The organism is Mesorhizobium sp. M0047 (assembly GCF_040323315.1).
Classification (GTDB): domain Bacteria; phylum Pseudomonadota; class Alphaproteobacteria; order Rhizobiales; family Rhizobiaceae; genus Mesorhizobium.
This window is the reverse complement of record NZ_JAMYUW010000022.1, coordinates 55,732-76,181: the sequence shown is the minus strand read 5'-3', so window position 1 is coordinate 76,181 and position 20,450 is coordinate 55,732. Positions and strand designations below refer to the sequence as shown.

At 62.2% G+C, this 20,450-nt stretch carries 20 protein-coding genes and 1 pseudogene; 13 read left to right on the top strand and 8 right to left on the bottom strand.

Going from position 1 to position 20,450, the window contains the following annotated elements:
• Positions 1–10 precede the first annotated feature (10 nt).
• Positions 11–832 (bottom strand): enoyl-CoA hydratase, encoded by an 822-nt coding sequence (locus NKJ89_RS21160; RefSeq protein WP_352605292.1) that lies wholly within the window; start codon positions 830–832, stop codon positions 11–13.
• Positions 833–983: 151 nt separating this feature from the next.
• Here NKJ89_RS21160 and NKJ89_RS21155 point away from each other — a divergent pair, with 151 nt between their 5' ends.
• From NKJ89_RS21155 to rpsI, 4 genes are all read left to right on the top strand, one after another.
• Complete coding sequence (locus NKJ89_RS21155) at positions 984–1,436, top strand: PaaI family thioesterase (RefSeq protein ID WP_352605290.1); 453 nt, start codon at positions 984–986, stop codon at positions 1,434–1,436.
• 153 nt (positions 1,437–1,589) lie between these two features.
• Entirely contained in the window at positions 1,590–2,423 is an 834-nt protein-coding gene (locus tag NKJ89_RS21150) for a class I SAM-dependent methyltransferase (protein ID WP_352605288.1), read from the top strand.
• Positions 2,424–2,767: 344 nt separating this feature from the next.
• Positions 2,768–3,232: a 50S ribosomal protein L13 gene (gene rplM, locus NKJ89_RS21145; protein ID WP_023759853.1), complete on the top strand. Its 465-nt coding sequence runs from the start codon at positions 2,768–2,770 to the stop codon at positions 3,230–3,232.
• Between the two features lies 1 nt (position 3,233).
• On the top strand, positions 3,234–3,716 hold the full coding sequence (rpsI, locus tag NKJ89_RS21140; RefSeq protein WP_023759854.1) for a 30S ribosomal protein S9: 483 nt from the start codon (positions 3,234–3,236) through the stop codon (positions 3,714–3,716).
• A gap of 99 nt (positions 3,717–3,815) precedes the next feature.
• On the opposite strand, the gene NKJ89_RS21135 is transcribed toward rpsI, so the two are convergent.
• Positions 3,816–4,715, bottom strand: coding sequence for a LysR family transcriptional regulator (locus NKJ89_RS21135; protein WP_352605286.1), 900 nt, complete (start codon positions 4,713–4,715; stop codon positions 3,816–3,818).
• Between the two features lie 92 nt (positions 4,716–4,807).
• Here NKJ89_RS21135 and NKJ89_RS21130 point away from each other — a divergent pair, with 92 nt between their 5' ends.
• Positions 4,808–5,680 (top strand): aldo/keto reductase family oxidoreductase, encoded by an 873-nt coding sequence (locus NKJ89_RS21130; RefSeq protein ID WP_352605284.1) that lies wholly within the window; start codon positions 4,808–4,810, stop codon positions 5,678–5,680.
• A 222-nt stretch (positions 5,681–5,902) separates the two neighbouring features.
• On the opposite strand, the gene NKJ89_RS21125 is transcribed toward NKJ89_RS21130, so the two are convergent.
• From NKJ89_RS21125 to NKJ89_RS21115, 3 genes are all read right to left on the bottom strand, one after another.
• The gene (locus NKJ89_RS21125) at positions 5,903–6,961 is read right to left on the bottom strand and encodes a glycerophosphodiester phosphodiesterase family protein (protein WP_352605282.1); all 1,059 of its coding nucleotides are present in this window, start codon (positions 6,959–6,961) and stop codon (positions 5,903–5,905) included.
• A gap of 370 nt (positions 6,962–7,331) precedes the next feature.
• Positions 7,332–7,970, bottom strand: coding sequence for an FMN-binding negative transcriptional regulator (locus NKJ89_RS21120; protein ID WP_352605281.1), 639 nt, complete (start codon positions 7,968–7,970; stop codon positions 7,332–7,334).
• A gap of 48 nt (positions 7,971–8,018) precedes the next feature.
• Complete coding sequence (locus NKJ89_RS21115) at positions 8,019–8,663, bottom strand: helix-turn-helix domain-containing protein (protein ID WP_352605279.1); 645 nt, start codon at positions 8,661–8,663, stop codon at positions 8,019–8,021.
• Positions 8,664–9,208: 545 nt separating this feature from the next.
• Between NKJ89_RS21115 and speB the strand changes: the two genes are divergently transcribed.
• The gene (gene speB / locus NKJ89_RS21110) at positions 9,209–10,219 is read left to right on the top strand and encodes an agmatinase (protein WP_352605277.1); all 1,011 of its coding nucleotides are present in this window, start codon (positions 9,209–9,211) and stop codon (positions 10,217–10,219) included.
• A 30-nt stretch (positions 10,220–10,249) separates the two neighbouring features.
• Positions 10,250–11,176, top strand: a complete 927-nt coding sequence (argC, locus tag NKJ89_RS21105; RefSeq protein WP_352605275.1) for an N-acetyl-gamma-glutamyl-phosphate reductase — start codon at positions 10,250–10,252, stop codon at positions 11,174–11,176.
• Between the two features lie 154 nt (positions 11,177–11,330).
• Here the strand turns inward: argC and NKJ89_RS21100 are convergent, their stop codons facing one another.
• Positions 11,331–12,422 (bottom strand): COX15/CtaA family protein, encoded by a 1,092-nt coding sequence (locus NKJ89_RS21100; RefSeq protein WP_352605274.1) that lies wholly within the window; start codon positions 12,420–12,422, stop codon positions 11,331–11,333.
• Between the two features lie 195 nt (positions 12,423–12,617).
• Between NKJ89_RS21100 and NKJ89_RS21095 the strand changes: the two genes are divergently transcribed.
• The gene (locus tag NKJ89_RS21095) at positions 12,618–12,833 is read left to right on the top strand and encodes a DUF2842 domain-containing protein (RefSeq protein ID WP_352605272.1); all 216 of its coding nucleotides are present in this window, start codon (positions 12,618–12,620) and stop codon (positions 12,831–12,833) included.
• A 16-nt stretch (positions 12,834–12,849) separates the two neighbouring features.
• Here the strand turns inward: NKJ89_RS21095 and NKJ89_RS21090 are convergent, their stop codons facing one another.
• Positions 12,850–13,908, bottom strand: coding sequence for a polysaccharide deacetylase family protein (locus NKJ89_RS21090; RefSeq protein WP_352605271.1), 1,059 nt, complete (start codon positions 13,906–13,908; stop codon positions 12,850–12,852).
• Between the two features lie 91 nt (positions 13,909–13,999).
• Between NKJ89_RS21090 and NKJ89_RS21085 the strand changes: the two genes are divergently transcribed.
• On the top strand, positions 14,000–15,229 hold the full coding sequence (locus tag NKJ89_RS21085) for a GNAT family N-acetyltransferase (protein WP_352605269.1): 1,230 nt from the start codon (positions 14,000–14,002) through the stop codon (positions 15,227–15,229).
• Positions 15,230–15,232: 3 nt separating this feature from the next.
• Here the strand turns inward: NKJ89_RS21085 and NKJ89_RS21080 are convergent, their stop codons facing one another.
• Positions 15,233–15,946 (bottom strand): GntR family transcriptional regulator, encoded by a 714-nt coding sequence (locus NKJ89_RS21080; RefSeq protein ID WP_352605267.1) that lies wholly within the window; start codon positions 15,944–15,946, stop codon positions 15,233–15,235.
• A 263-nt stretch (positions 15,947–16,209) separates the two neighbouring features.
• Between NKJ89_RS21080 and NKJ89_RS21075 the strand changes: the two genes are divergently transcribed.
• The 4 genes and pseudogenes from NKJ89_RS21075 to NKJ89_RS21060 all read left to right on the top strand — a co-directional run bounded on the left by NKJ89_RS21075 (position 16,210) and on the right by NKJ89_RS21060 (position 20,450).
• A complete protein-coding gene (locus tag NKJ89_RS21075) occupies positions 16,210–17,298 on the top strand; it encodes an ABC transporter ATP-binding protein (protein WP_352605265.1) in 1,089 nt (362 codons plus the stop codon).
• 33 nt (positions 17,299–17,331) lie between these two features.
• On the top strand, positions 17,332–18,621 hold the full coding sequence (locus NKJ89_RS21070) for an ABC transporter substrate-binding protein (protein ID WP_023759871.1): 1,290 nt from the start codon (positions 17,332–17,334) through the stop codon (positions 18,619–18,621).
• Between the two features lie 181 nt (positions 18,622–18,802).
• A pseudogene (locus tag NKJ89_RS21065) lies at positions 18,803–19,630 on the top strand (ABC transporter permease); the annotation flags it as partial.
• 1 nt (position 19,631) lies between these two features.
• Positions 19,632–20,450, top strand: a complete 819-nt coding sequence (locus NKJ89_RS21060) for an ABC transporter permease (protein WP_352605263.1) — start codon at positions 19,632–19,634, stop codon at positions 20,448–20,450.

Here is a 20,450-nt window from a genome sequence, read left to right as displayed (position 1 = left end):
GGTGCTGCTCCTATTCGTCCGCCCACTCCGGCTTGCGCTTGCCGATGAAGGCGCCGATGCCTTCCTCGGCGTCACGCGCCAGCATGTTCTCGACCATGACGCGGCCGGTAAGGGCATAGGCATCCGCCAGTCCCATTTCGGCCTGCGCGTAAAAGGCTTCCTTGCCGGTCTTGACCACCAAAGATGATTTGGCAGCAATGGTTTGCGCGTATTTGGTGACAATCTGATTCAGATACTCACGCGGCACGACGCGGTTGACCAGGCCGAATTCCTTGGCGGTTGCGGCATCGATCGTTTCGCCAGTCAGCAGCATCTCCATCGCATGCTTGCGCGAGACGTTGCGCGACAGCGCCACCATCGGCGTCGAGCAGAACAGACCGATGTTGACGCCCGGCGTGCAGAAGGTCGCCTCATGCGAGGCAATCGCCAGATCGCAACTGGCGACCAGTTGCAGCCCGGCGGCGGTGGCGAGGCCGTCGACTTCGGCAATCACGGGCAGCGGATGACGCACGATCGCCTGCATTAGCGTGGCACAAGCCGCAAACGTCTCTTCGAAGAAGGCCTTGCCATGATCGGCATCGGCGCGCCGCGCGGTCATCTCCTTGAGATCATGGCCGGCGCAGAACACCTTGCCGGACGCCGACAGAACGATGACGCGAACGGCCTTGTCGGCCTTGGCGCGTTCGAGTTCCACCGTCAGCGCCACCATCACCGCCAGCGACAGGGCGTTAGCGGGCGGATTGGCAAGCGTCAGGCGCAGCACGCCCTTGTCCAGCCTTGCGGCAACCGGACCGTCAGCGGCAGCAGGCTTGATGGCAAGGATTTCGGCCATGGATAGGGTCTCCGCGATTCCGCTCGGGGTTGGCAGAGTATCTAATACCGGATCGGGTTTCGTCCAACACCGATCGCTTGCACCAAGGGACGAAGGTTGCCAGAAATGCCGCGCTGCGCTCATACAGGCATGCGCGAAACGAGAGGCCGACATGCCCGCCCATTCCAATCTCAAGCCGGTACTGACCGCACAACAAATCAACGCGCTGATGGAGACCGTCTATCCGCAACTCAACGAGCAGTTTAGATACTACGAGGCGATCGACGTGTTCCCAGGCGGCTGTATTGTGCGGCTCAATGCCGGCGAGCGGCATCTGCGTCCCGGCGGCACGGTATCCGGCCCCTCCCTGTTCACGCTGGCCGACATTGGTGGGTATGTCTGCGTGCTGTCGCATGCCGGACCGGATGCGCTCTCGGTGACCACCAATCTCAACATCAATTTCGTCCGCAAGGCCGAGGCCGGACCGATCGATGGTCACTGCCGCATCCTGAAGCTCGGAAAGAGCCTGATGGTGTTCGACATCGACATGGTTGCCGGCCCGGAAGGCCACACGGTGGCTCACGCCACCGGTACCTATTCGATCCCGCCGAAGCGTAACACATAGTGCCGGTGCGAGGACACGGCGCAGCAGGATGACATTATGGTCCTTGGTTTGGGCAAGAGCAGTCGGACCGGGGTAACAAGAAAGCTTTCCGCCGGGCAAGCAACCGACTAATCTTGGCCAGCATCCACGGTCGGAACCAGAGAGACTGAGCCCTTGGCAACGAACTCCACCTCTACGGGACACGAAGCCAGCGATGCGGGGTGGCTTGACTTGCACTTCGAGTCGTCGCGTCCTGAATATGAACAGGCGCTGCGTGCGATAGGCATTCAGCCGGGTTGGGCGGTTCTGGACGCTGGCTGCGGCAGCGGCAGCTTCTTGCCTGTCCTGCGTGACTTGGTAGGGCCGAGCGGAACGATCGATGTGATCGACATGGCACCCGAGAACATCGCGCGGGTGAAGGGCTGGATACCGGACCTTGGCCAGGAGCCGACAATCCACGCCCAAACTGGCAACGTTCTGGAATTGCCCTTTATCGACGCTTCCTTCGACTGCGTCTGGTCGGCCAACGTCATGCAATACCTGACCCCCGCCGAGTTCGTCCAAGCGGTCCGGGAAGCTTGCCGTGTCCTGAAGCCCGGCGGGACGCTTGCCATCAAGGACTTCGACTCGACCCTGTTGCATATCCTGCCGATCGACCGGGGCGTTCTCTCGCGTTTCATGGCGATCCGCCTGCAGGCATTCCGCGACAAGGGGGTATTGGGAACGGATTGCGGATCGACGCTGCCCGCTCGCCTTCGAGCCGTCGGCATCACACCTTTGTGGCGTAAGGGTTGGCTCGTGGAGCGCTGGGCGCCCGTTTCGTCTTGCACGCGCGCTTATGTCGCCGATCTCCTGGCTTACTTCGCATCCGTTTCAACCACTTACGACCTCAGCCAGGCCGACCGGAGCTATTGGCAGCGCCTGGGCCAAAATCCGGGCGAGCTGCTCGACCAGCCCGACTTCTGTTACCGAGAACTTTTTGTCCTTACGGTCTGTCGTACGACGTAGAGGCGTCACATTAGACCGGGATAGGCGACGCGCTACCGAGTCGATCCCAATTCACCGCCGCCTTGGCAGAAGGCAGCCACCTTGTCTCGGTTCCGTTCCTGTCGAACCATTTCGATGTGGTAAAATAATACCTTTTTGCTAAGCGATTGTTTTTGCTGCTTTTTGCGTACAAACCTGCTTTTCCTATGCCTTGACGCCACAACCACCCTCGCCTATAAGCCCCTCACGAAGCAGCGGCCCGCAAAGGCCGCCGTTTTGTTGTTGGCGGCGGGCAAGCGCTTTTCGCCAATCCAAGCAACAAGAAACGCCTTCCCTCGTGAAGGTCCGAACCGAAAGCAGAAAACATGACAACCTTTTCGCAGAAGCCTGCGGATGTGGTGAAGAAGTGGATCCTGATCGACGCCGAAGGTCTCGTCGTCGGTCGTCTGGCCACTGTCATCGCCAATCATCTTCGCGGCAAGCACAAGCCGACCTTCACCCCGCATGTCGATGACGGCGACAACGTCATCGTCATCAATGCCGACAAGGTGGTGTTCACCGGCAAGAAGTTCACCGACAAGGTCTATTACTGGCACACCGGCCACCCCGGCGGCATCAAGGAGCGCACCGCGCGCCAGCTGCTCGAGGGCCGTTTCCCCGAGCGTGTCGTTGAGAAGGCCGTTGAGCGCATGGTGCCGCGTGGCCCACTCGGCCGTCGCCAGATGAAGAACCTGCGCGTCTATGCAGGTGCCGAGCATCCGCATGTCGCCCAGCAGCCCCAGGTTCTCGACGTGGCCAAGCTGAATTCCAAGAACAAGAAGGTCGCATAAGATGGCTGAGCTTTCCTCGCTCGCAGAACTGGGCGCCGCCACCGGCAACACCAATACGCAAGCCGCGGCCCCCGTCCACGTCCAGAAGCTCGACAAGTCGGGCCGCGCCTATGCCACCGGCAAGCGCAAGAACGCCATTGCGCGTGTCTGGGTGAAGCCCGGCTCGGGCAAGATCATCGTCAACGACAAGGAATTCGCGACCTATTTCGCGCGCCCGGTCCTGCAGATGATCCTCAACCAGCCGATCATCGCCTCGAACCGTTCGGGCCAGTACGACATCGTCGCCACCGTCGTCGGCGGCGGCCTCTCCGGCCAGGCCGGCGCCGTGCGCCACGGCATCTCCAAGGCGCTGACCTACTACGAGCCGACGCTGCGCGCCGTGCTCAAGAAGGGCGGCTTCCTGACCCGCGACAGCCGCGTCGTCGAGCGCAAGAAGTACGGCAAGGCGAAGGCCCGCCGCAGCTTCCAGTTCTCGAAGCGCTAATCGCACCGCCGCTTCAGACAATCGAAAGGCCGCCTCCGGGCGGCCTTTTTGTTTGCGGCTCACCAATCACCCCATCCATGCCTTTGGCGTCACGACAGCTCAGGACTTGCCGGCCCTGATGAAATCGATGAACGCCCGCAACGGAGCCGGCACCAGGCGCCGGCCGGGATAATACAGAAACGGTCCGGAAAAACTCGGCCACCACGGTTCGAGAATGGGCTCAAGCGCACCGCTACCGAAGTAAGGGCGAAGCCAGCCCTCGAAGAGGCCGATGATGCCGGTGCCGGCGATGGCCGCATCGACGGCAAGGTCAGTCGCCCCGCCGATCCGCACGATCAAAGGCCCCGTCGGATCGACCCGGACCACCTCGCCGTCGCGCTCGAATTCCCATGGCAGCATCGCACCGCTGGCAAAGCGGCCGCGCACGCAGGAATGTCCAAGCAGGTCGCTCGGGTGTTCCGGCCGTCCATGGCGATCGAGATAGGCAGGGCTGGCGGCGGTGGCGAAACGCTGCACGCGCGGCCCGATAGGCACCGCGATCATGTCCTGCTCCAGCCGCTCGTCATAGCGGATACCGGCGTCGCACCCTGCCGCCAGCACGTCGACAAAGTTCTCGTCGGCGATCACCTCCAGCCGGATACCGGGATAGGCGGCAAGGAAACCCGGGACGATGTCGGGCAATATCAGCCGCGCCGCACTCACCGGAACGTTGAGCCGCAACGAGCCCGCCGGCCTGTCGCGAAACCCGTTCACCACGTCCAGCGCCGCCTCCACCTCCGACAGCGCCGGGCCAAGCCGTTCCAGCAAGCTGAGGCCGGCCTCGGTCGGGACAACGCTGCGCGTCGTTCGGTTGAACAGCCTGACCCCGAGCTGTGTCTCGAGGCGACGCACTGCCTCGCTCAAGCCCGACGCGCTGCCGCCGCTGGCACGCGCGCCATCGCGGAAGCCGCCGGCGCGCGCCACCGCTACGAAAGCGTTCAGATCACTGAGGTCCATCATTGTTCGCAATTCCGCACAGCCTGTGTGAATTGTACCCGATTATCACCGGATCGAGCAGCGACTATCTCTGCCTCCTCAAAAGGAGATCAATCATGTCCAATATTCAACAGGCCGGCACCTTCACCCTTGGCAGCCATACCGTGAAGCGGCTCGGCTACGGCGCCATGCAGCTCGCCGGACCCGGCGTGTTCGGGCCGCCCAAGGATCAAGACGCGGCATTGGTCGTGCTGCGCGAAGCGGTTGCACAAGGCGTCGACCACATCGACACCAGCGACTTCTATGGTCCGCACGTCACCAACCGGCTGATCCGCGAGGCGCTGGCACCCTACCCCGACGATCTCGTCATCGTCACCAAGATCGGCGCCCGCCGCGGTGCGGATGGTTCATGGCTGCCGGCCTTTTCTCCCGAAGCCCTGACCCAGGCGGTACACGACAATCTAAGCAATCTCGGGCTCGAAGTGCTCGATGTGGTCAATTTGCGCATCATGTTCGACCCGCACGGTCCCGCCGAAGGATCGATCGAAGCGCCGCTCACCGTGCTGGCCGAGCTTCAGCGAAAGGGGCTTGTCAGGCATATCGGACTAAGCAACGTGACGGCTGCGCAAATCGCGGAAGGACGTGGGATCGCCGAGATCGTCTGCGTTCAGAACCAGTACAATCTGGCGCATCGCGACGACGACGCCCTGATCGACGACCTTGCCCGCGACGGCATCGCCTATGTGCCGTTCTTCCCGCTTGGTGGCTTCAATCCGTTGCAATCCTCGACGCTGTCCGATGTGGCGAAGCGCGTCGGCGCCACGCCCATGCAGGTCGCGCTCGCATGGCTGCTGCGTCGCGCCCCCAATATCCTGCTGATCCCCGGCACATCTTCAGTCGGGCATCTCAGGGAGAACCTAGCAGCTGGCGAACTGGTGCTTTCGGGCGACGTGCTCAGGGAATTGGATGGCATAGCGATGGCTGCTTGAGGGTGGGACCCACTGGGGAGCAAGGCCCTCCAGTTAGGGCTCGGCAGTCACCCCACCCGGCGCTTCGCGCCGACCTCCCCATCAAGGGGAGGTAGGGTGGCGCGCTCCAGCACTTGCCAGGCCTTGCGAGACACTCGATGGGTGGGAATCTGCCGTGACCTTCTACCTCCCTCGATGGGGAGGTCGGCGCGAAGCGCCGGGTGGGATGCGGCGCCAGCGTTCCTAATTGATACTCGCCGTATTCGCGGGCTCAACCGGCCGCGCCTCGATGGCATAAGGCACGCGAAAACCGTTCGCCGCCAGCCAGCCGATGGCTGCCTTCGGCTCATCGGTCTGGATGATGGTGGCGCCGCGATCGGCCCAGAAGCCCCAGGCTTCGCGCGGCAGGCTGGCCTGGACTGCCAGTTCATCGCCGCGGCCCCCGGCAAGGAAGCCGCCCGGCTTGTTGACGATGGCGTAGGTGTCGGCCCAGATGTGCCAGTTGCCACGTACGGCAGCCGCGCGCATTCGCGTGCTGAATAGCGGCCCGCCGGTCTCGGTCAGCGTCTCAGCGCCCGCCCGCCAGTTGATCAGTTCGATCGCGCGCGGCGACAAGGCTCGGTCGACCGTTTCGGCGAAACCGGCATTATGCACCGCGTCGTCGGCGATGATCGGCATGAACTGAAAGCCGCCGTTGATGGCGCTCATGGCGGCCTTAACCGTGGAAATCCTGTTCTGGTTCCACAGGTTCTCCTTGACGATGACCTGCTCGGCCATGCCGAGATCGCGAGCGACAGCGATCATGCCCGAGAGATCGCCGACGTCGAGCTTGTTATCGAGATTGATGAGAATCCTGTCTCGCGTTGCCGTCAGCATCTCGCGCAGCGTCGAGACCGTCTCATCGGTAACGATGCAGGTACCTTCGATCACCAGCCTACAGATCCTGAGTTCGGCCAGCGTGTATTTGACCACCTCGCCCTTGCAGGTCGTGGTGCGATCGAGCCAGCTGTCATGCACGACGACGAACTCACCGTCCTTCGAACGCCGGATGTCGACCTCGACGATCTCAGCGCCCATGGCGATCGAGCCTTCGACGGCGGCAATCGAGTTTTCCGCATAAAGCGTCTTGCCGGCCCGCATGCTGCCGGCGCGATGCGCGGCCACCATCACGTGGTCGCGCCACTGGTTGGCATGGTTGAAGCGGTCGAGAATCTGGCTGGCGCGGGTCTCACCGGCCAACGACTGGCCAGAGAAGACCGCAAGTGCCGAGGAAAAGAATAGGCTGAGCCAGATGGTCCGCATCGAGAATCGCTCCTTGCCGGGACGAAATCGAGATAAGCGATGCCCGTGACAGGGAGGTGAACGCAGCCGGCTAGGATGCGTGGACACTTGTCTGAATCCAGAGGACGGTTGCCGCGATGTGACGATGGCAGGATAGTTTCTTGAATTGTGTGGCGAGGCGTTGGAACTGTTTGAGCCTGGAAAAAGCGACATTCGATCAGGTGACATTGGGCATAGGGGCGTTTGTCGATCGGGTATTTGCGCGCCCGTGACATCGCAATGACGCAACAGATCGGCATCTTGGGCCGCGTCGGCCATGACGACAGATGCTGGTCGCGTTTCCGGCGAGCCGAAGCATCTCTCAGGGTCACCCGTGGGGACAAGACTGATGCTATTGGGATTTGGCCGCCGCAGCCGCGAGCATCGCTTCTCCCATCCCATTGACGCCTTGGGCATTCAGCATTTCACCAGCGTTCTGAATATCGCGCACCTCTTTGTTCTGGCTGAGTTTTGATTTCCCAACCAGGCCGGTGATCTCGATCTCCAGAGCGACGATCGCCTTAACCATCGTGTCAATGAAGTCCCTCGGCGCGTCGCCCATCTTCCACGGGGCAGGCTGCGAGGCTTCCTGCATATGAGTGAGCTTCGCCACGTTACGGCGCACATATCGCTCATCATCCCGGACAGTGATGCGTCCGTGGGCGTGGACGACGAGATAGTTCCACGTCGGCACCTGCTTGTGGAGTTCGTGCTTGCTTGGATACCAGTTCGGCGAGATGTAAGCGTCGGCCGCACGGAAGATAACGAGGACTTCATCGCCATTGGCGACTTCCTGCCAGACTGGATTCTTGCGGGCAACATGGCAATTGAGGACGCCCTTGTCTCCCTTCGAGCGGTCGAGCTCAAAGGGGACGTGGTTCGCATCGAGGCTGCCTTTGCTTTGGGTGACCAGGATACCGAGCGGGTGTCTCTCGATAAGGTCGAACTGGGCGTTCTGATCGGGAACGGCAAAATGGGGCGGAACGTACAACGGTATTTCTCCTGTCGTGAGTGGCGGCTGTTAGTGATCGGCGAAATCTTACGGAACGGGCCCGGGCATCTTCGTTGCGGTCGACGAGCGCCCCGCATCTCGCTGTCCACCACGCTCAAGGACGGCCATCGAGAAGTGGGCGGGCACATCAGATACCGCCGCGTATGTGTGCGGTTGATCAGTGACAAGCCGCGCACTCTCGCCCTGGCTCAAAATTACTGCATGGGTACCCACCAGGACACTCAGGGACCCCTGAGTCACCGAGATCAGCTCGCGCGTATCCGGACTATGAGCATCTGCGGAAAACACGTCGCCCGGCATAATGACCCAGCTCCACAATTCGAACATCGTGCGTCCCGAGGTCGATGAATGAAGTTGTGCAAAGCTTCCTTTGGCGCTTGTCCAAAGCGTCCTCGTCTCTGTCCGCTCAATAGGAAGGCGAACTGTGGAAGGATCGTCATTCAGCAAATCGGCCACGGAGAGCGAAAACGCCGCCGCCAATCGGCAAAGTATGCCGATACTGGGGTTCGCCTTGCCTTGCTCCAGCGAGACGACGGTTCCCTTGGACAACCCGCTCAGTTTTGCCAGTCGATCCAGGGTCAGATTTTGGTCGCGCCTCAAGTCTCGGATTCGAACCGCTATCGCTTTGCCAAGCACCTGCTCGGAATCCATCGCTGTCGTAACATCGGTCATTATATTGACTTAGTGCCTCGGCTCACCTATTGCGGTCAATATAATGACCGACGCGAATTTGCAACTGCGCCGTAGCGAGGAAATCATCGATGCGCCAAGGCGCCAGGCGGATTGCTACGAATGTCGGTGGGACTTGGGCATCCCCAGGACATTATCGATGAACTGATACAGGCATTAGGATGAGTGGACACTCGTCGATCGGGTATTTGGCATCATAGGCCGCGTCGGCAATGACGGCACCCCTCGAGGTGACCCAGGGGTGCCGCGATGCCGAAATCATTGTCGCCCGCCAGGGAGACGAAAGCACGACAACCGCCCTCATGACGATCTCGGCGAGAGTTCCAGTCGGTCCTGGCGCGGATCTGTCGCGCCCCTGCAATGGGATCATGCTGAAATCAGGCCCGCAAGGCGAGAGGCCGTCCGTATGATACAAATCCTGTCTTGGAGCGGCGCTCGCGCAGCGCCATTCCGTCTCGCCAAGCTGTGACTGGTATCTTCTGTGCCGCTTCTGTAGTTGTTGCACCCCGATGAAACGAGGATCCGCAATGGCGAACAACAACATCGACAACGCCTTCACCGCCCGTTCCAAAATGGGCGCCGCGTTCGAGCCGACCTATTCCGGCGCGCTGTCGTTCATGCGGCGTAAATACACCAAGGACGTGAAGGGCGCTGACGCGGTGGTGTGGGGCATTCCGTTCGACGCCGCTGTGACCAACCGGCCCGGCGCTCGTTTCGGGCCGCAGGCTATACGCCGCGCCTCGGCGATCCTCGACAACGACCCGCAATACCCGTTTTCACGCGATCTGTTCGAGCATCTGGCAGTCGTTGACTATGGCGATTGCCTGCTCGACTCGGGCAACCACCAGAAGACGCCCGCTACGATCGAGCGCGAAGCGGCGAAGATCCTCAAATCAGGCGCCTTCCTGCTGACGCTCGGCGGCGACCATTTCGTCACTTGGCCATTGCTCAAGGCGCATGCCGCCATCCACGGTCCGCTCGCCCTGGTGCAGTTCGACGCGCATCAGGACACCTGGCCGGATGATGGCAAGCGCATCGATCACGGATCCTTCGTCGGCCGCGCCGTGAAGGAAGGAATCATCGATCCAGACCGCTCGATCCAGATCGGGATCCGCACCCACGCGCCCGACACGTTCGGCATCAAGATCCTCCATGGCCATGAAATCGAGGAAATGCGGGCGTCCGATATCGCCTACGCCATCGTCGACCGCACCGGCGGCAAGAAGACCTATCTCACCTTCGATATCGACTGTCTCGATCCGGCCTATGCGCCGGGAACAGGCACGCCGGTAGCCGGCGGACCGTCCTCGGCGAAGATCCTTTCGACGCTGCGTCAGCTCAACCAGATCGATATTGTAGGCGCCGATGTCGTAGAGGTTGCGCCGGCCTATGATCACGCCGATATAACGGCGATCGCCGGCTCGATGGTGGCCATGCAATATCTCGGCCTGCTGGCGGAGCGAAAGGCAAGGCTTGAAGAGCTGAGCAACAACGGCAGCCACCAGGGTGCCGCAGTGAATCAAGGACAGGACATATAGTCTTGAATTAACAGGGAATTTGATCAGTCCATGAAACCGAAAATCTTCATCGACGGCGAACACGGCACTACCGGTCTGCAGATCCGGGCGCTGCTTGCCGAGCGCGGCGACCTGGAAATCATCTCGGTTCCCGCCGAGCGTCGCAAGGAAACGGCTGCGCGCGCCGAGTTCCTCAATGCCGCCGATGTCGCGATCCTGTGCCTGCCCGACGATGCGGCGAAGGAGAGCGTGTCGCTTATCGCCAACGACACTACCAAGGTCATCGATGCGTCGACCGCGCATCGCGTGGCGGAAGGCTGGGCGTATGGTTTCGCCGAGATGGACAAGACGCAGGCGAAGACAATTGCCTCGGCAAAGCGCGTCGCCAACCCCGGCTGCTGGCCGCAAGGGCCGATCGCCACGCTGCGGCCGCTGGTCACCGCTGGTCTGCTGCCCGCCGATTTCCCGATCACCGTCAATGGCATTTCGGGCTACTCGGGCGGCGGACGGCCGATGATCGAGGACTATGTCGCCAAGGGCGAGGACGCCTCGGAATTCCTGCCTTATGGCCTCACCTTGCAGCATAAGCACGTGCCGGAACTCAGGGCCTACGCCAAGCTGTCTCATGATCCGATCATGCAGCCGGCGGTCGGCAATTTCGCGCAGGGTATGATCACCGTGGTGCCATTGCAGCTTGGCGGTCTCGATCATGTGCCGACGGGTGCGGAGCTGCATGCGGCGATTGCCGACCATTTCGCCGCGATCGAAGGCGGCGTTGTCGAGGTGGCGCCCTACGCGCATTCGGAGCGCATGCCGGAGATCGATCCGGAGATCTACAACGGCACCAACCGGATGAAGGTCTACGTCTTCGCCAACGACAAACGGGCGCAGGCGCTGCTGCTGGCGGTCTATGACAATCTCGGCAAGGGTGCCTCGGGTGCCGCCGTCCAGAACATGGACCTGATGCTCGGCCTTTGATGGACGCGCCAGTCCGGTCGGTGCGGGCAAGCTTCTGATCGCCACGGCCAAATCAATCCGCCCTGCGCCGGGGCGTTGCGTCAGGCGGAATTTGACGGCGAGAAGACGATCCGTTCAAACGAATTCTGGATGTGAGTGGCCGACCGGCTCGGAATCAGTTCCTGAGCGCGATTTCGTGCGGCAACGGATAGGCGCCCTTGGTGCCACGCCAATGCGCTGATGCAAACCCCAGCACGATGAGCGCAAATCCCTGATGCGCCAGCGCCATATGCAGCGGCACATGCATCAGCAGCGTGCCGATGCCAATCGAAGCCTGGACCAGCACGGCCAAAAACAGCAGCGTCGCACGGCGAGCGTGTGTTGAGCCTGTCAGCCGCCGGCGCGTGGCGATCATGTGCCACAAGGCCACGACGAACACCGTGTAGGCGCCGAGCCGATGGACGAACTGCACCGTCTTCGGATTCTCGAAGAAGTTGCGCCATGCCGGTTCGAGCAGCAAGAGATCGCCCGGGATGATCTTGCCGTCCATCAGCGGCCAGGTGTTGTAGCTCAAGCCGGCGTCGAGCCCGGCGACCAGCCCGCCGAGATAGATCTGAACCAGCGCCAGAAGCACGATGAAACCGGCCAGCCTCTGCGTCGACCGGTCGGCGGCAGGCTCGGAATGCGGCGCAAGGCCCCGCGCCACAACCATGGTCGCTGTGAAGATCAGCGCCGCGAGCGTCAAGTGGGTGGCCAGACGGTATTGGCTGACGGAGACCCGTTCGACCAGGCCGGAGGCCACCATCCACCAGCCGATGGCGCCCTGCAGGCCGCCGAGGAAGAGAATACCCAAAAGTTTCGTCCCCAGGCCGCGCTCGATGCGGCGCGTCGCCCAAAAAAACAGCAGCGGCAAGGCAAAGACCAGGCCGACGCTGCGCGCCAGGATGCGGTGCGCCCATTCCCACCAGAAGATCGACTTGAACGCCTCGATGCTCATGCCCTTGTTGAGCTCGGCATATTGCGGGATCTGCCGATAGAGCTGGAATTCCTCTTGCCACTCGGCGTCATTGAGCGGCGGGATGATGCCATGGATCGGCTTCCACTGCGTAATCGCAAGGCCGGAATCGGTCAGCCTGGTAGCGCCGCCGACCAGCACCAGCGCAAACAGCACCAGCACCACCACATAGAGCCAGCCGCGCAGCAGGGCCCGATTGTGGAGGTCGCGGTCGCGGGCCACAAATGGCGCGGCAGCTGGTATGGCAGCCATGGTCTCGTCCCGGCAGGTTGGTTTGGCGGATTGGTGGACCATCGCACTCGTGCTGGCAAGGCCATGCAGCGCGGCACGCCGTCGCGCCGCGTCTCACAGGTTGCACAGCTTCGCGCCAGGGCCTATGCGAGGCCAACACTCTGAGTTTGCCGGTCCCTTGTCCGAGTTGCCGGCATCCTCGACAGGAGACCAACCATGCCCCTGCGCCTGAAAAAGCTGATTGGAATGTTTTTGCTGATCGCGCTCGTCATCATCTATGCGCTGGTCGCATCGATCTTCGCGGTCGCCCGGCTGTCGGAATCGGGCCCATGGGTGCACTTCCTGTTCTTCCTGCTCAGCGGCTTGCTCTGGGTGCTGCCGGCGATGGGCATCATCAAATGGCTGATGCTGGAGCCACGGATCAAGCGCTAAGCGGAACCCGCCACCGTCAGATGGTAACGAGCATCTTCCCTGCATTGGCGAGCGGCGTCGTCACGCCCGACAGCATGGTGCGGATGTGGGCGAGGCTCTGGTAGCGGCCGTTGACTGAAATGCGCGGCAAGGCATGCAGGAACCCGGCATGTTCGGCGCGCAGCACCCCGTGGCGTGTCGTTACGGCGGATGCATAGCCCGAGTCGCGGGCAAAGCGGACTTCGCGGCAGCCAACAGCACTTGCATAGCCATAGGGGTAGGCGAAATGGCCGGGCTTTTCGCCCAGTTCTGCCTGCAACATCGCGCGCACGGCGCCGGTCTCCTGACGGGCGTCGGCTTCTGAAAGCCGCTTCAGATTGCTGTGGTTGATCGTATGAGCGCCGATCGTCACCAGCGGATGCGCGGCGATGCTGCGGATTTCGTCCCAGTTCATCAATGTCCGCAAGCGCGGGCCGTCGGCGTCAACGCCATTTGAGCGAGCCAGGTCGCGCAGCACCGCTTGCAGATCCTCTTCGCGGACTTCGGAGGTGAGATAGGCATGCAGGCGTGCATTGGCCTGCAGTTTCTTCGCAGGTGTCGAGCAATCGATCGTCAGTGGACCGTTCGGTCGCATCAAAGTGAGGCTATCGCGCGCGTTGACGATGTCCTCGACCACATCCCACCACAGGTCGGCGGTGCCGTTGATCAGCCCGGGCGCGACATAGATGGTGATCGGCGCACCGTGCTTCTCAAGCAACGGCAGCGCCTCGGTCATGTTGTCGCGATAGGCGTCGTCGGCGGTAATGGTGGCGAACTGGCCACCCTTGCCGCCTGCCTTGATGCGCTCGACGGCTTCGTCCATGGCGACGAAGGCATAGCCGCTCGCCTTCATGTCGGCGATCATGGCATCGAGGAAGCCGGGCGCGATGTTCAAATGGCGGTTGACGCTGTGCGGCTTTTCCGGCGTCGCGGTGACGCGGTGCAGCATCAGGATAGCGCCAATGCCGCCGATGAACGGCTTGGCCAGCGGTGCAAGGCCGGTATAGCGGGCGAAGTTCAGCGCCAGTTTCCGGATTGCCTCCCCGCCGTCGATCATTCATTCACCTTTTGCGCCTAGGCTGATCCAAGCACGGAACGCGCCTGCGCGAAGCCCCAAATCGCGATCAATATGCCCTAAGGATTGAGGTATGGTTGACGCAACCGCGTCATTTGACGGCAATCGGCTTGCGGCGACCGAGGCGTCGCCGCGCGCCTTGCCGCAGGACCATGCCGGCTTCTCCATTTCAGTGGTGTCGGCGGACGGGCTCGCGGCCTATGCCGAGTTCTGCCGCTCGGCCCTGTTTGGGCCGGCGCAAAGTGCTGGCTGGGTCCTGAACTGGGCTGCACAGGTCAAGCCGGATTTGCTCGTCGCGATATTGAGCGCCGATGGCAAGCCGGTTTTTTCGCTGGCGCTGGAGGTCACCGCCAGCGGTCCGTTCCGCGTCGCTCGCTTCATGGGAGGTCGCCACGCCAATGGCAACTTCGTCGCCGCGGACCCGGGCTGGCTGACCGAAGCGGATATCCGGGCCGTCCGATCGATGCTGGCGGCCATTGCCAAGGAACGTCCGGACATCGATCTCGTCGCACTGGAACGATTGCTGCCCAATCTGGACGGCGTCGCCAATCCCCTCGCCTCGCTTGACCATTTTGCCAGCCCCAATCTGTCGCTGGCCGTCGACCTTGTCGGAGGCTTCGATGCGCTGCTTTCTCGCGCCAGCGGCAAACGCAAACGCAAGAAGCACCGTTCGCAGATCCGGAAATTCGAAGCCGTCGGCAGCCATCGCCGGATCGAGGCGCGCACCGCCGACGAGGTCGCAAGGCTGCTCGATGGCTTTTTCGAGATGAAGGAATTCCGCTTCCGCAAGGTGGGCATCACCAACGTCTTCGGTGACGAGTTGGTGCGAAGCTTCTTTCGCGCGCTGTTCACGCAAGCGCTCGCGGAAGACGTACCTTCTTTCGTGCTGCACGGGCTAGAGGTTGCCGGCAAGCTGCGCGCCGTCACCGGATCGAGCCGCTCGGGCAAGCGCCTGATCTGCGAGTTCGGCGCGATCGCCGACGACGACCTCGGCCATACCAGCCCCGGCGACTTCCTGTTCTTCGACAACATCCAGGAAGCCTGCGCGACCGGCTTCGAGGTCTATGATTTCTCCGTCGGCGACGAAGCCTACAAGCGGCTGTGGTGCGATATCGAGACCCAACATTTCGAAGTGCTGATACCACTGACCCTGAAGGGCCGCGTGCTGGCGCTGACGCTCAGGCAAGGCGCGCGGCTGAAAGCCTTCATCAAGAACAACCCGACGATCTGGAAACTGACCAAGATGCTGCGCCGCAAGGCGGCGGGACAAGCGGCATCCACTGCGGGCGAAGACGACAGCTAGCTCTCAGAAATCGAGGGCCTCCCTCAGCGCCGGGCCGGCCCTGACGCGCAAATCCAGATCGGCCTCGATATGATCGAGGTGGTGCAGCATCAGCAGGCTCGCCCGCCCGCAATCTCCGCTCCCCAGCGCGCCGACAATTTCCGTGTGTTCGCCGTGCCCACAGGCGGATATGCCAGACCGCCCGTAGAGCGCGATGACCAGTGACGAGCGCGCCACCAGCTCCTCCATGAAGCGCTGCAGGATGGCATTGCCGGCGACGGCGGCGAGCAACAGGTGGAAATCGCCCGACGCCCTGATTTCGGAACGCCGCGCATTCGGCCCACGCTCGGCAATGAAGCGGCCCTCCTCGTCGAGCTGCGCCTTGAATGCAGCTATGTCGGCAGCGGTGACGCGGCCGCAGGCGGCGATGGCAATGCCCGGTTCGATCAGCCGTCGCGAGGCGAACACCTGGCGCGCTTCCTCTGGCGATGGGTTGGCGACGAAGGCGCCACGGTTTCGCTCGGTGCGCACCAGCCCTTCGAAGGACAGCATCTGCAGCGCCGCGCGTGCCACCGTACGGGAGACGTCGAACAGCGTGCCGACCTCGCCTTCCGACAGTTTGGTGCCCGGCGCCAGCCGGCGGTCGACGATGGCGTCGCGTAGCTGGTCGCGGATCGCCTGGGCACGATCCTGCGTGGCACTGTCGGTGGCGGAATAGATCTGGTCGGCAAAGTTCATGGCGGCAATTCTTTCCGTCCCCTTCTAACGCGACTCTCGACGTCAGCACGAGAGGCAAAGTGGACACGAAGGCAAAAAAGATTGCATACGATTTGTGTATAGATCGCAGACAATCGCCCATAATTTGTGCAACGCACAAAACGCCCGTTTGATAGGCGACACCCGAAAATCCTGATTTCCCCGACAATTCAAATGCTTGGTCGGCAGCATGGCGATTGGCATGCATGATGCTTTGATTAACACGACCAAACGGGGAATGCTTGATGTCCAAAGCCGCCGAAATCGACATTGTGTCCGTTTCGAAAGTCTATGGAACGACGACCGCCGTCGAGGGTATCAGCCTCAAGATCCCGGCCGGCACCTATTGCTGCTTGCTCGGCCCTTCCGGCTGCGGCAAGACCTCGACGCTGCGCATGATCGCCGGCCATGAGAGCATTTCCAGCGGCGACGTCCGCCTCGGCAATGTGGTGGTGACGGACTTGCCGCCGGCCAAGCGTGGCACGGCGATGATGTTCCAGTCCTACGCGCTCTTCCCGCATCTCGACCTCATCGACAATGTCGCCTTCAGCCTCAAGATGAAGGGCGTCGACAAGGAAAGGCGCCGTGCCAGGGCGCTCGACATGCTGAAGCTTATGCAGATGGAGGCCTATGCGACGCGCCGGCCCGCACAGCTTTCCGGCGGCCAGCAGCAGCGCGTCGCGCTGGCGCGCGCGCTGATTACCGATCCCGAGGCGCTGTTGCTCGACGAGCCGCTTTCCGCGCTCGATCCGTTCCTGAAGATCCGCATGCGGGCCGAGCTGAAAAAGCTGCAGACGTCACTCGGCATCACCTTCGTCCACGTCACCCACAGCCAGGAGGAGGCGATGGCGCTCGCCGACCTGATCGTGGTGATGAATGACGGCCGCATCGAACAAGCGGCGCCGCCGCGCGACGTGTTCGAGCGGCCGGCCACCGCCTTCGTCGCCCGCTTCATGGGCGACCATAATGTCATCTCCGGCCGGGTCACCGGCGAACGCGGCGCCATGGTCACCTTCGACGTGAAAGGCGGCGGCTCGCTTGCCGCCAGCGGCCAACCACGGGACGTGGGAGCGCCGATCGACATCGCCATCCGCACCGACCATGTGCGCATCGGCGAGGCGCCCTCGCCCGGTCTCGGCTTCACCGGCATCGTCTCCAACGTCGAATATCGCGGCGCCACGGTGAAGCTGTCGGTCACCGGCGCCGGCATCGACGATTTCACCGTCATCGTCGACGATTCCGATTTCTTCGCCAAACCCGTCGCCATTGGCAACGCCGTACCGCTCGCCTGGGATTCCGAGGATGCCATTGTCCTCGGCCGCCTGCATTCATGACGTCAACCAAGCAAAACAAGATAGGGGAATAGGATGACAAACACTACGCAAACCAAGGCGGGCATCTCGCGCCGCTCGCTGCTCAAGACGGGTGCCGCTGCCGTTGGCCTTGCCGCCGGCTCCGGTGCCATATCAGGCTTTCCGACAATTTGGGCGCAATCCAACATCACGTTGCGCCAGTTCGGCACCGGCGTATCGAACCTCAACGCCATTGCCGACAAGTGCAAGGCTGATCTCGGTATCACGCTGGAGATGACGGCGACAGATTCCGACGCGGCCGCCCAACGTGCAGTGACCCAGCCCGACAGTTACGACATCGCCGACATCGAATACTGGATCTGCAAGAAGGTGTTCCCGAGCGGCGTCCTGCAGCCGATGGACGTCAGCAAACTGAAGTACTACGACGAACTGGTGCCGCTGTTCAAAACCGGCAAGCTGACGCCCGACAGCGTCATCGCGCAGGGCACGGCGCCGCACACGGTCGGGTATGTCGACGCGCAGGACTCAAAGACCTTCGCCAAGGCACCGACCAACTGGTTCACCATGGTGCCGACGATCTACAACGCCGACACGCTGGGCATCCGCCCCGACCTCGTCGGCCGCGACATCACCACATGGGCCGATATCATGGACCCGGCCTTCAAGGGCAAGACCGCAATCCTCAACATCCCCTCCATCGGCATCATGGATGCGGCGATGATCATGGAAGCCACGGGCAACATCAAATATGCCGACAAGGGCAACATGACAAAGGACGAGATCGACAAGACGATCGACTTCCTGATCAAGGCCAAGCAGGCCGGCCAGTTCCGCGCCTTCTGGAAGTCCTTCGACGAGAGCGTCAATTTGATGGCGTCGGGCGAAGTCGTCATCCAGTCGATGTGGTCACCCGCCGTCGCCGCCGTGCGCTCCAAGGGCATCGCCTGCCGCTTCCAGCCGCTCAAGGAAGGCTACCGCTCATGGGGTGGCGGCCTCGGTCTTGCCGCCCACCTCAAGGGCGCCGAGCTCGACGCTGCTTACGAGTACATCAACTGGTACACTTCGGGCTGGGTCGGCGGCTATCTCAATCGCCAGGGCTACTATTCGGCCAACATGGTCTCAGCCAAGAAATTCATGACCGAGGACGAATGGGGCTACTGGATCGAAGGCAAGCCAGCCAAGGGCGAGATCAAGGCACCGGACGGCACGGTCATGGAGAAGGCCGGCGCGGTGCGTGACGGCGGTTCGTTCGAGGAGCGCATGGGCAAGGTCGCCTGCTGGAACTCGGTCATGGACGAGGACCGCTACATGGTGAAGCGCTGGAACGAGTTCATCGCGGCTTGATCTAGTCAGCGCCCTTTCTCTTCCCCTTCTCTCCTTGTGGGAGAAGGGGATTGGCGCGCAGCGCCCGCACCACAAACCTGCACCGAGAGCATTAATGACAGTCGCGCTCGACCGCCCCGCAATTGCCGCCGCCGCGAAACCAGCCCGACGACGACGCTTCGCGTTCGGCGGGGTCACGCCCTATCTCCAATCGGCGCCACTGGCGCTGATCCTCGGCGCATTCCTGCTCCTGCCCATCATCATGATCGTCGTCGTGTCCTTCTGGGATTACGACTTCGCCGCCATGTATCCGGATTTCCTGACCACCAACTATTCCGACGTTCTGGGCTCCTGGGTTACCTGGAAGACCTATCTCAACACTATCAAGTTCGCTGCCATCGTTTGGGCGCTGACCTTGTTCATCGGCTTCTGGGTTGCCTATTTCCTCGCCTTCCACATCCGCACCACGGCCATGCAGATGGTGCTGTTCCTGGTCTGCACCGTGCCTTTCCTAACCTCCAACATCATCCGCATGATCTCGTGGATTCCGGTGCTCGGCCGCAACGGGCTGATCAATTCGACGTTGGTGCATCTGGGGCTGGTGCCGAAACCGATCGAATGGTTGCTCTATTCCGAATTCGCGGTCGTGCTCGCCATGGTTCATCTTTACACGCTGTTCATGGTGACGCCGATCTTCAACACGCTGATGCGCATCGACCGCTCACTGGTCGAGGCCGCGCGCGACGCGGGCGCGTCCGGCTGGCAGGTGCTGTGGAACGTCATCATTCCGCTTGCCAAGCCGGGCATGGCGATAGGCACCATCTTCGTCGTCACGCTTGTCATGGCCGACTTCTCAACCGTGCAGGTGATGTCGGGCGGCCAGAGCGCCTCCGTTGCGCTGATGATGAAGAACCAGATGTCGCTGCTGCAGTATCCGGCCGCCGCCGCCAATGCGGTGGTGCTGCTGGTGCTGGTGCTGCTGATGGTCGCCGGCATCCTGCGCATCGTCGACATTCGCAAGGAGCTCTGACGTGAGCCACGAAAAACGCACTGTCGGTTTCTACGTGCTGGCGGTCTTCTTCACGCTGTTCGTGTTGTTCCTCTACGGCCCGCTGTCAGCGATCCTGATCCTCTCCTTTCAGGGCGAGACCGGCGGCCTCACCTTCCCGCTCAACGGCGTGTCGCTGCATTGGTTCGCCAATCTGTTCGAGCGCCAGGCGGTCGGCGATTTCGGCGGCAGCTTCAAGCGCTCGCTGGTGCTGGGCGTCATGGTGATGATCGTCACCGTCGTGGTGTCGCTGCTGGCGGGCCTCGCCTTCCGCCAGAAATTTCGGGGCGCCACCGCGCTGTTCTACCTGGCTGTCGCCAGCCTCGTCGTGCCCTCGATCATCATTTCACTGGGCATCGGCGTGGTCTTCCAGCAGATCGGCTTTCGTCCGGCCTGGTACACGTCCGCCTTCGGCGCGCATCTGACCTGGACCTTGCCGTTCGGCGTACTGATCATGTTTGCAGTCTTCAACCGCTTCTCACCGGCCTACGAGGAAGCCGCACGCGACCTCGGCGCCACCTCCTGGCAGACCTTCGCCCATGTCGTGCTGCCGATGATCGCGCCGAGCCTGATCGGCGTTGGCCTGTTCGGCTTCACGCTGTCCTACGACGAGTTCGCGCGTACGCTGATGACCTCAGGCAGCTTCAACACGCTGCCGCTCGAAATCTATGGCATGACCACCAATGTCACGACGCCCGTGCTCTACGCGCTTGGCACGGTGACCACGGTGTTTTCGTTCCTGGTGATCCTGGCGACGTTGGGCGCCATCCTCTATGTCGGCCGCCGCCGGGCGAGAGCGTGA

Coding starts and splice junctions, on each gene's coding strand:
- NKJ89_RS21095 (WP_352605272.1), top strand. CDS start 12,618: ATGCCCCTGCGCCTGAAAAAGCTGATTGGAATGTTTTTGCTGATCGCG.
- NKJ89_RS21155 (WP_352605290.1), top strand. CDS start 984: ATGCCCGCCCATTCCAATCTCAAGCCGGTACTGACCGCACAACAAATC.
- NKJ89_RS21070 (WP_023759871.1), top strand. CDS start 17,332: ATGACAAACACTACGCAAACCAAGGCGGGCATCTCGCGCCGCTCGCTG.
- rpsI (WP_023759854.1), top strand. CDS start 3,234: ATGGCTGAGCTTTCCTCGCTCGCAGAACTGGGCGCCGCCACCGGCAAC.
- NKJ89_RS21115 (WP_352605279.1), bottom strand. CDS start 8,663: ATGACCGATGTTACGACAGCGATGGATTCCGAGCAGGTGCTTGGCAAA.
- NKJ89_RS21130 (WP_352605284.1), top strand. CDS start 4,808: ATGTCCAATATTCAACAGGCCGGCACCTTCACCCTTGGCAGCCATACC.
- argC (WP_352605275.1), top strand. CDS start 10,250: ATGAAACCGAAAATCTTCATCGACGGCGAACACGGCACTACCGGTCTG.
- NKJ89_RS21090 (WP_352605271.1), bottom strand. CDS start 13,908: ATGATCGACGGCGGGGAGGCAATCCGGAAACTGGCGCTGAACTTCGCC.
- NKJ89_RS21085 (WP_352605269.1), top strand. CDS start 14,000: ATGGTTGACGCAACCGCGTCATTTGACGGCAATCGGCTTGCGGCGACC.
- NKJ89_RS21100 (WP_352605274.1), bottom strand. CDS start 12,422: ATGGCTGCCATACCAGCTGCCGCGCCATTTGTGGCCCGCGACCGCGAC.
- speB (WP_352605277.1), top strand. CDS start 9,209: ATGGCGAACAACAACATCGACAACGCCTTCACCGCCCGTTCCAAAATG.
- NKJ89_RS21160 (WP_352605292.1), bottom strand. CDS start 832: ATGGCCGAAATCCTTGCCATCAAGCCTGCTGCCGCTGACGGTCCGGTT.
- NKJ89_RS21075 (WP_352605265.1), top strand. CDS start 16,210: ATGTCCAAAGCCGCCGAAATCGACATTGTGTCCGTTTCGAAAGTCTAT.
- NKJ89_RS21125 (WP_352605282.1), bottom strand. CDS start 6,961: ATGCGGACCATCTGGCTCAGCCTATTCTTTTCCTCGGCACTTGCGGTC.
- NKJ89_RS21080 (WP_352605267.1), bottom strand. CDS start 15,946: ATGAACTTTGCCGACCAGATCTATTCCGCCACCGACAGTGCCACGCAG.
- rplM (WP_023759853.1), top strand. CDS start 2,768: ATGACAACCTTTTCGCAGAAGCCTGCGGATGTGGTGAAGAAGTGGATC.
- NKJ89_RS21135 (WP_352605286.1), bottom strand. CDS start 4,715: ATGATGGACCTCAGTGATCTGAACGCTTTCGTAGCGGTGGCGCGCGCC.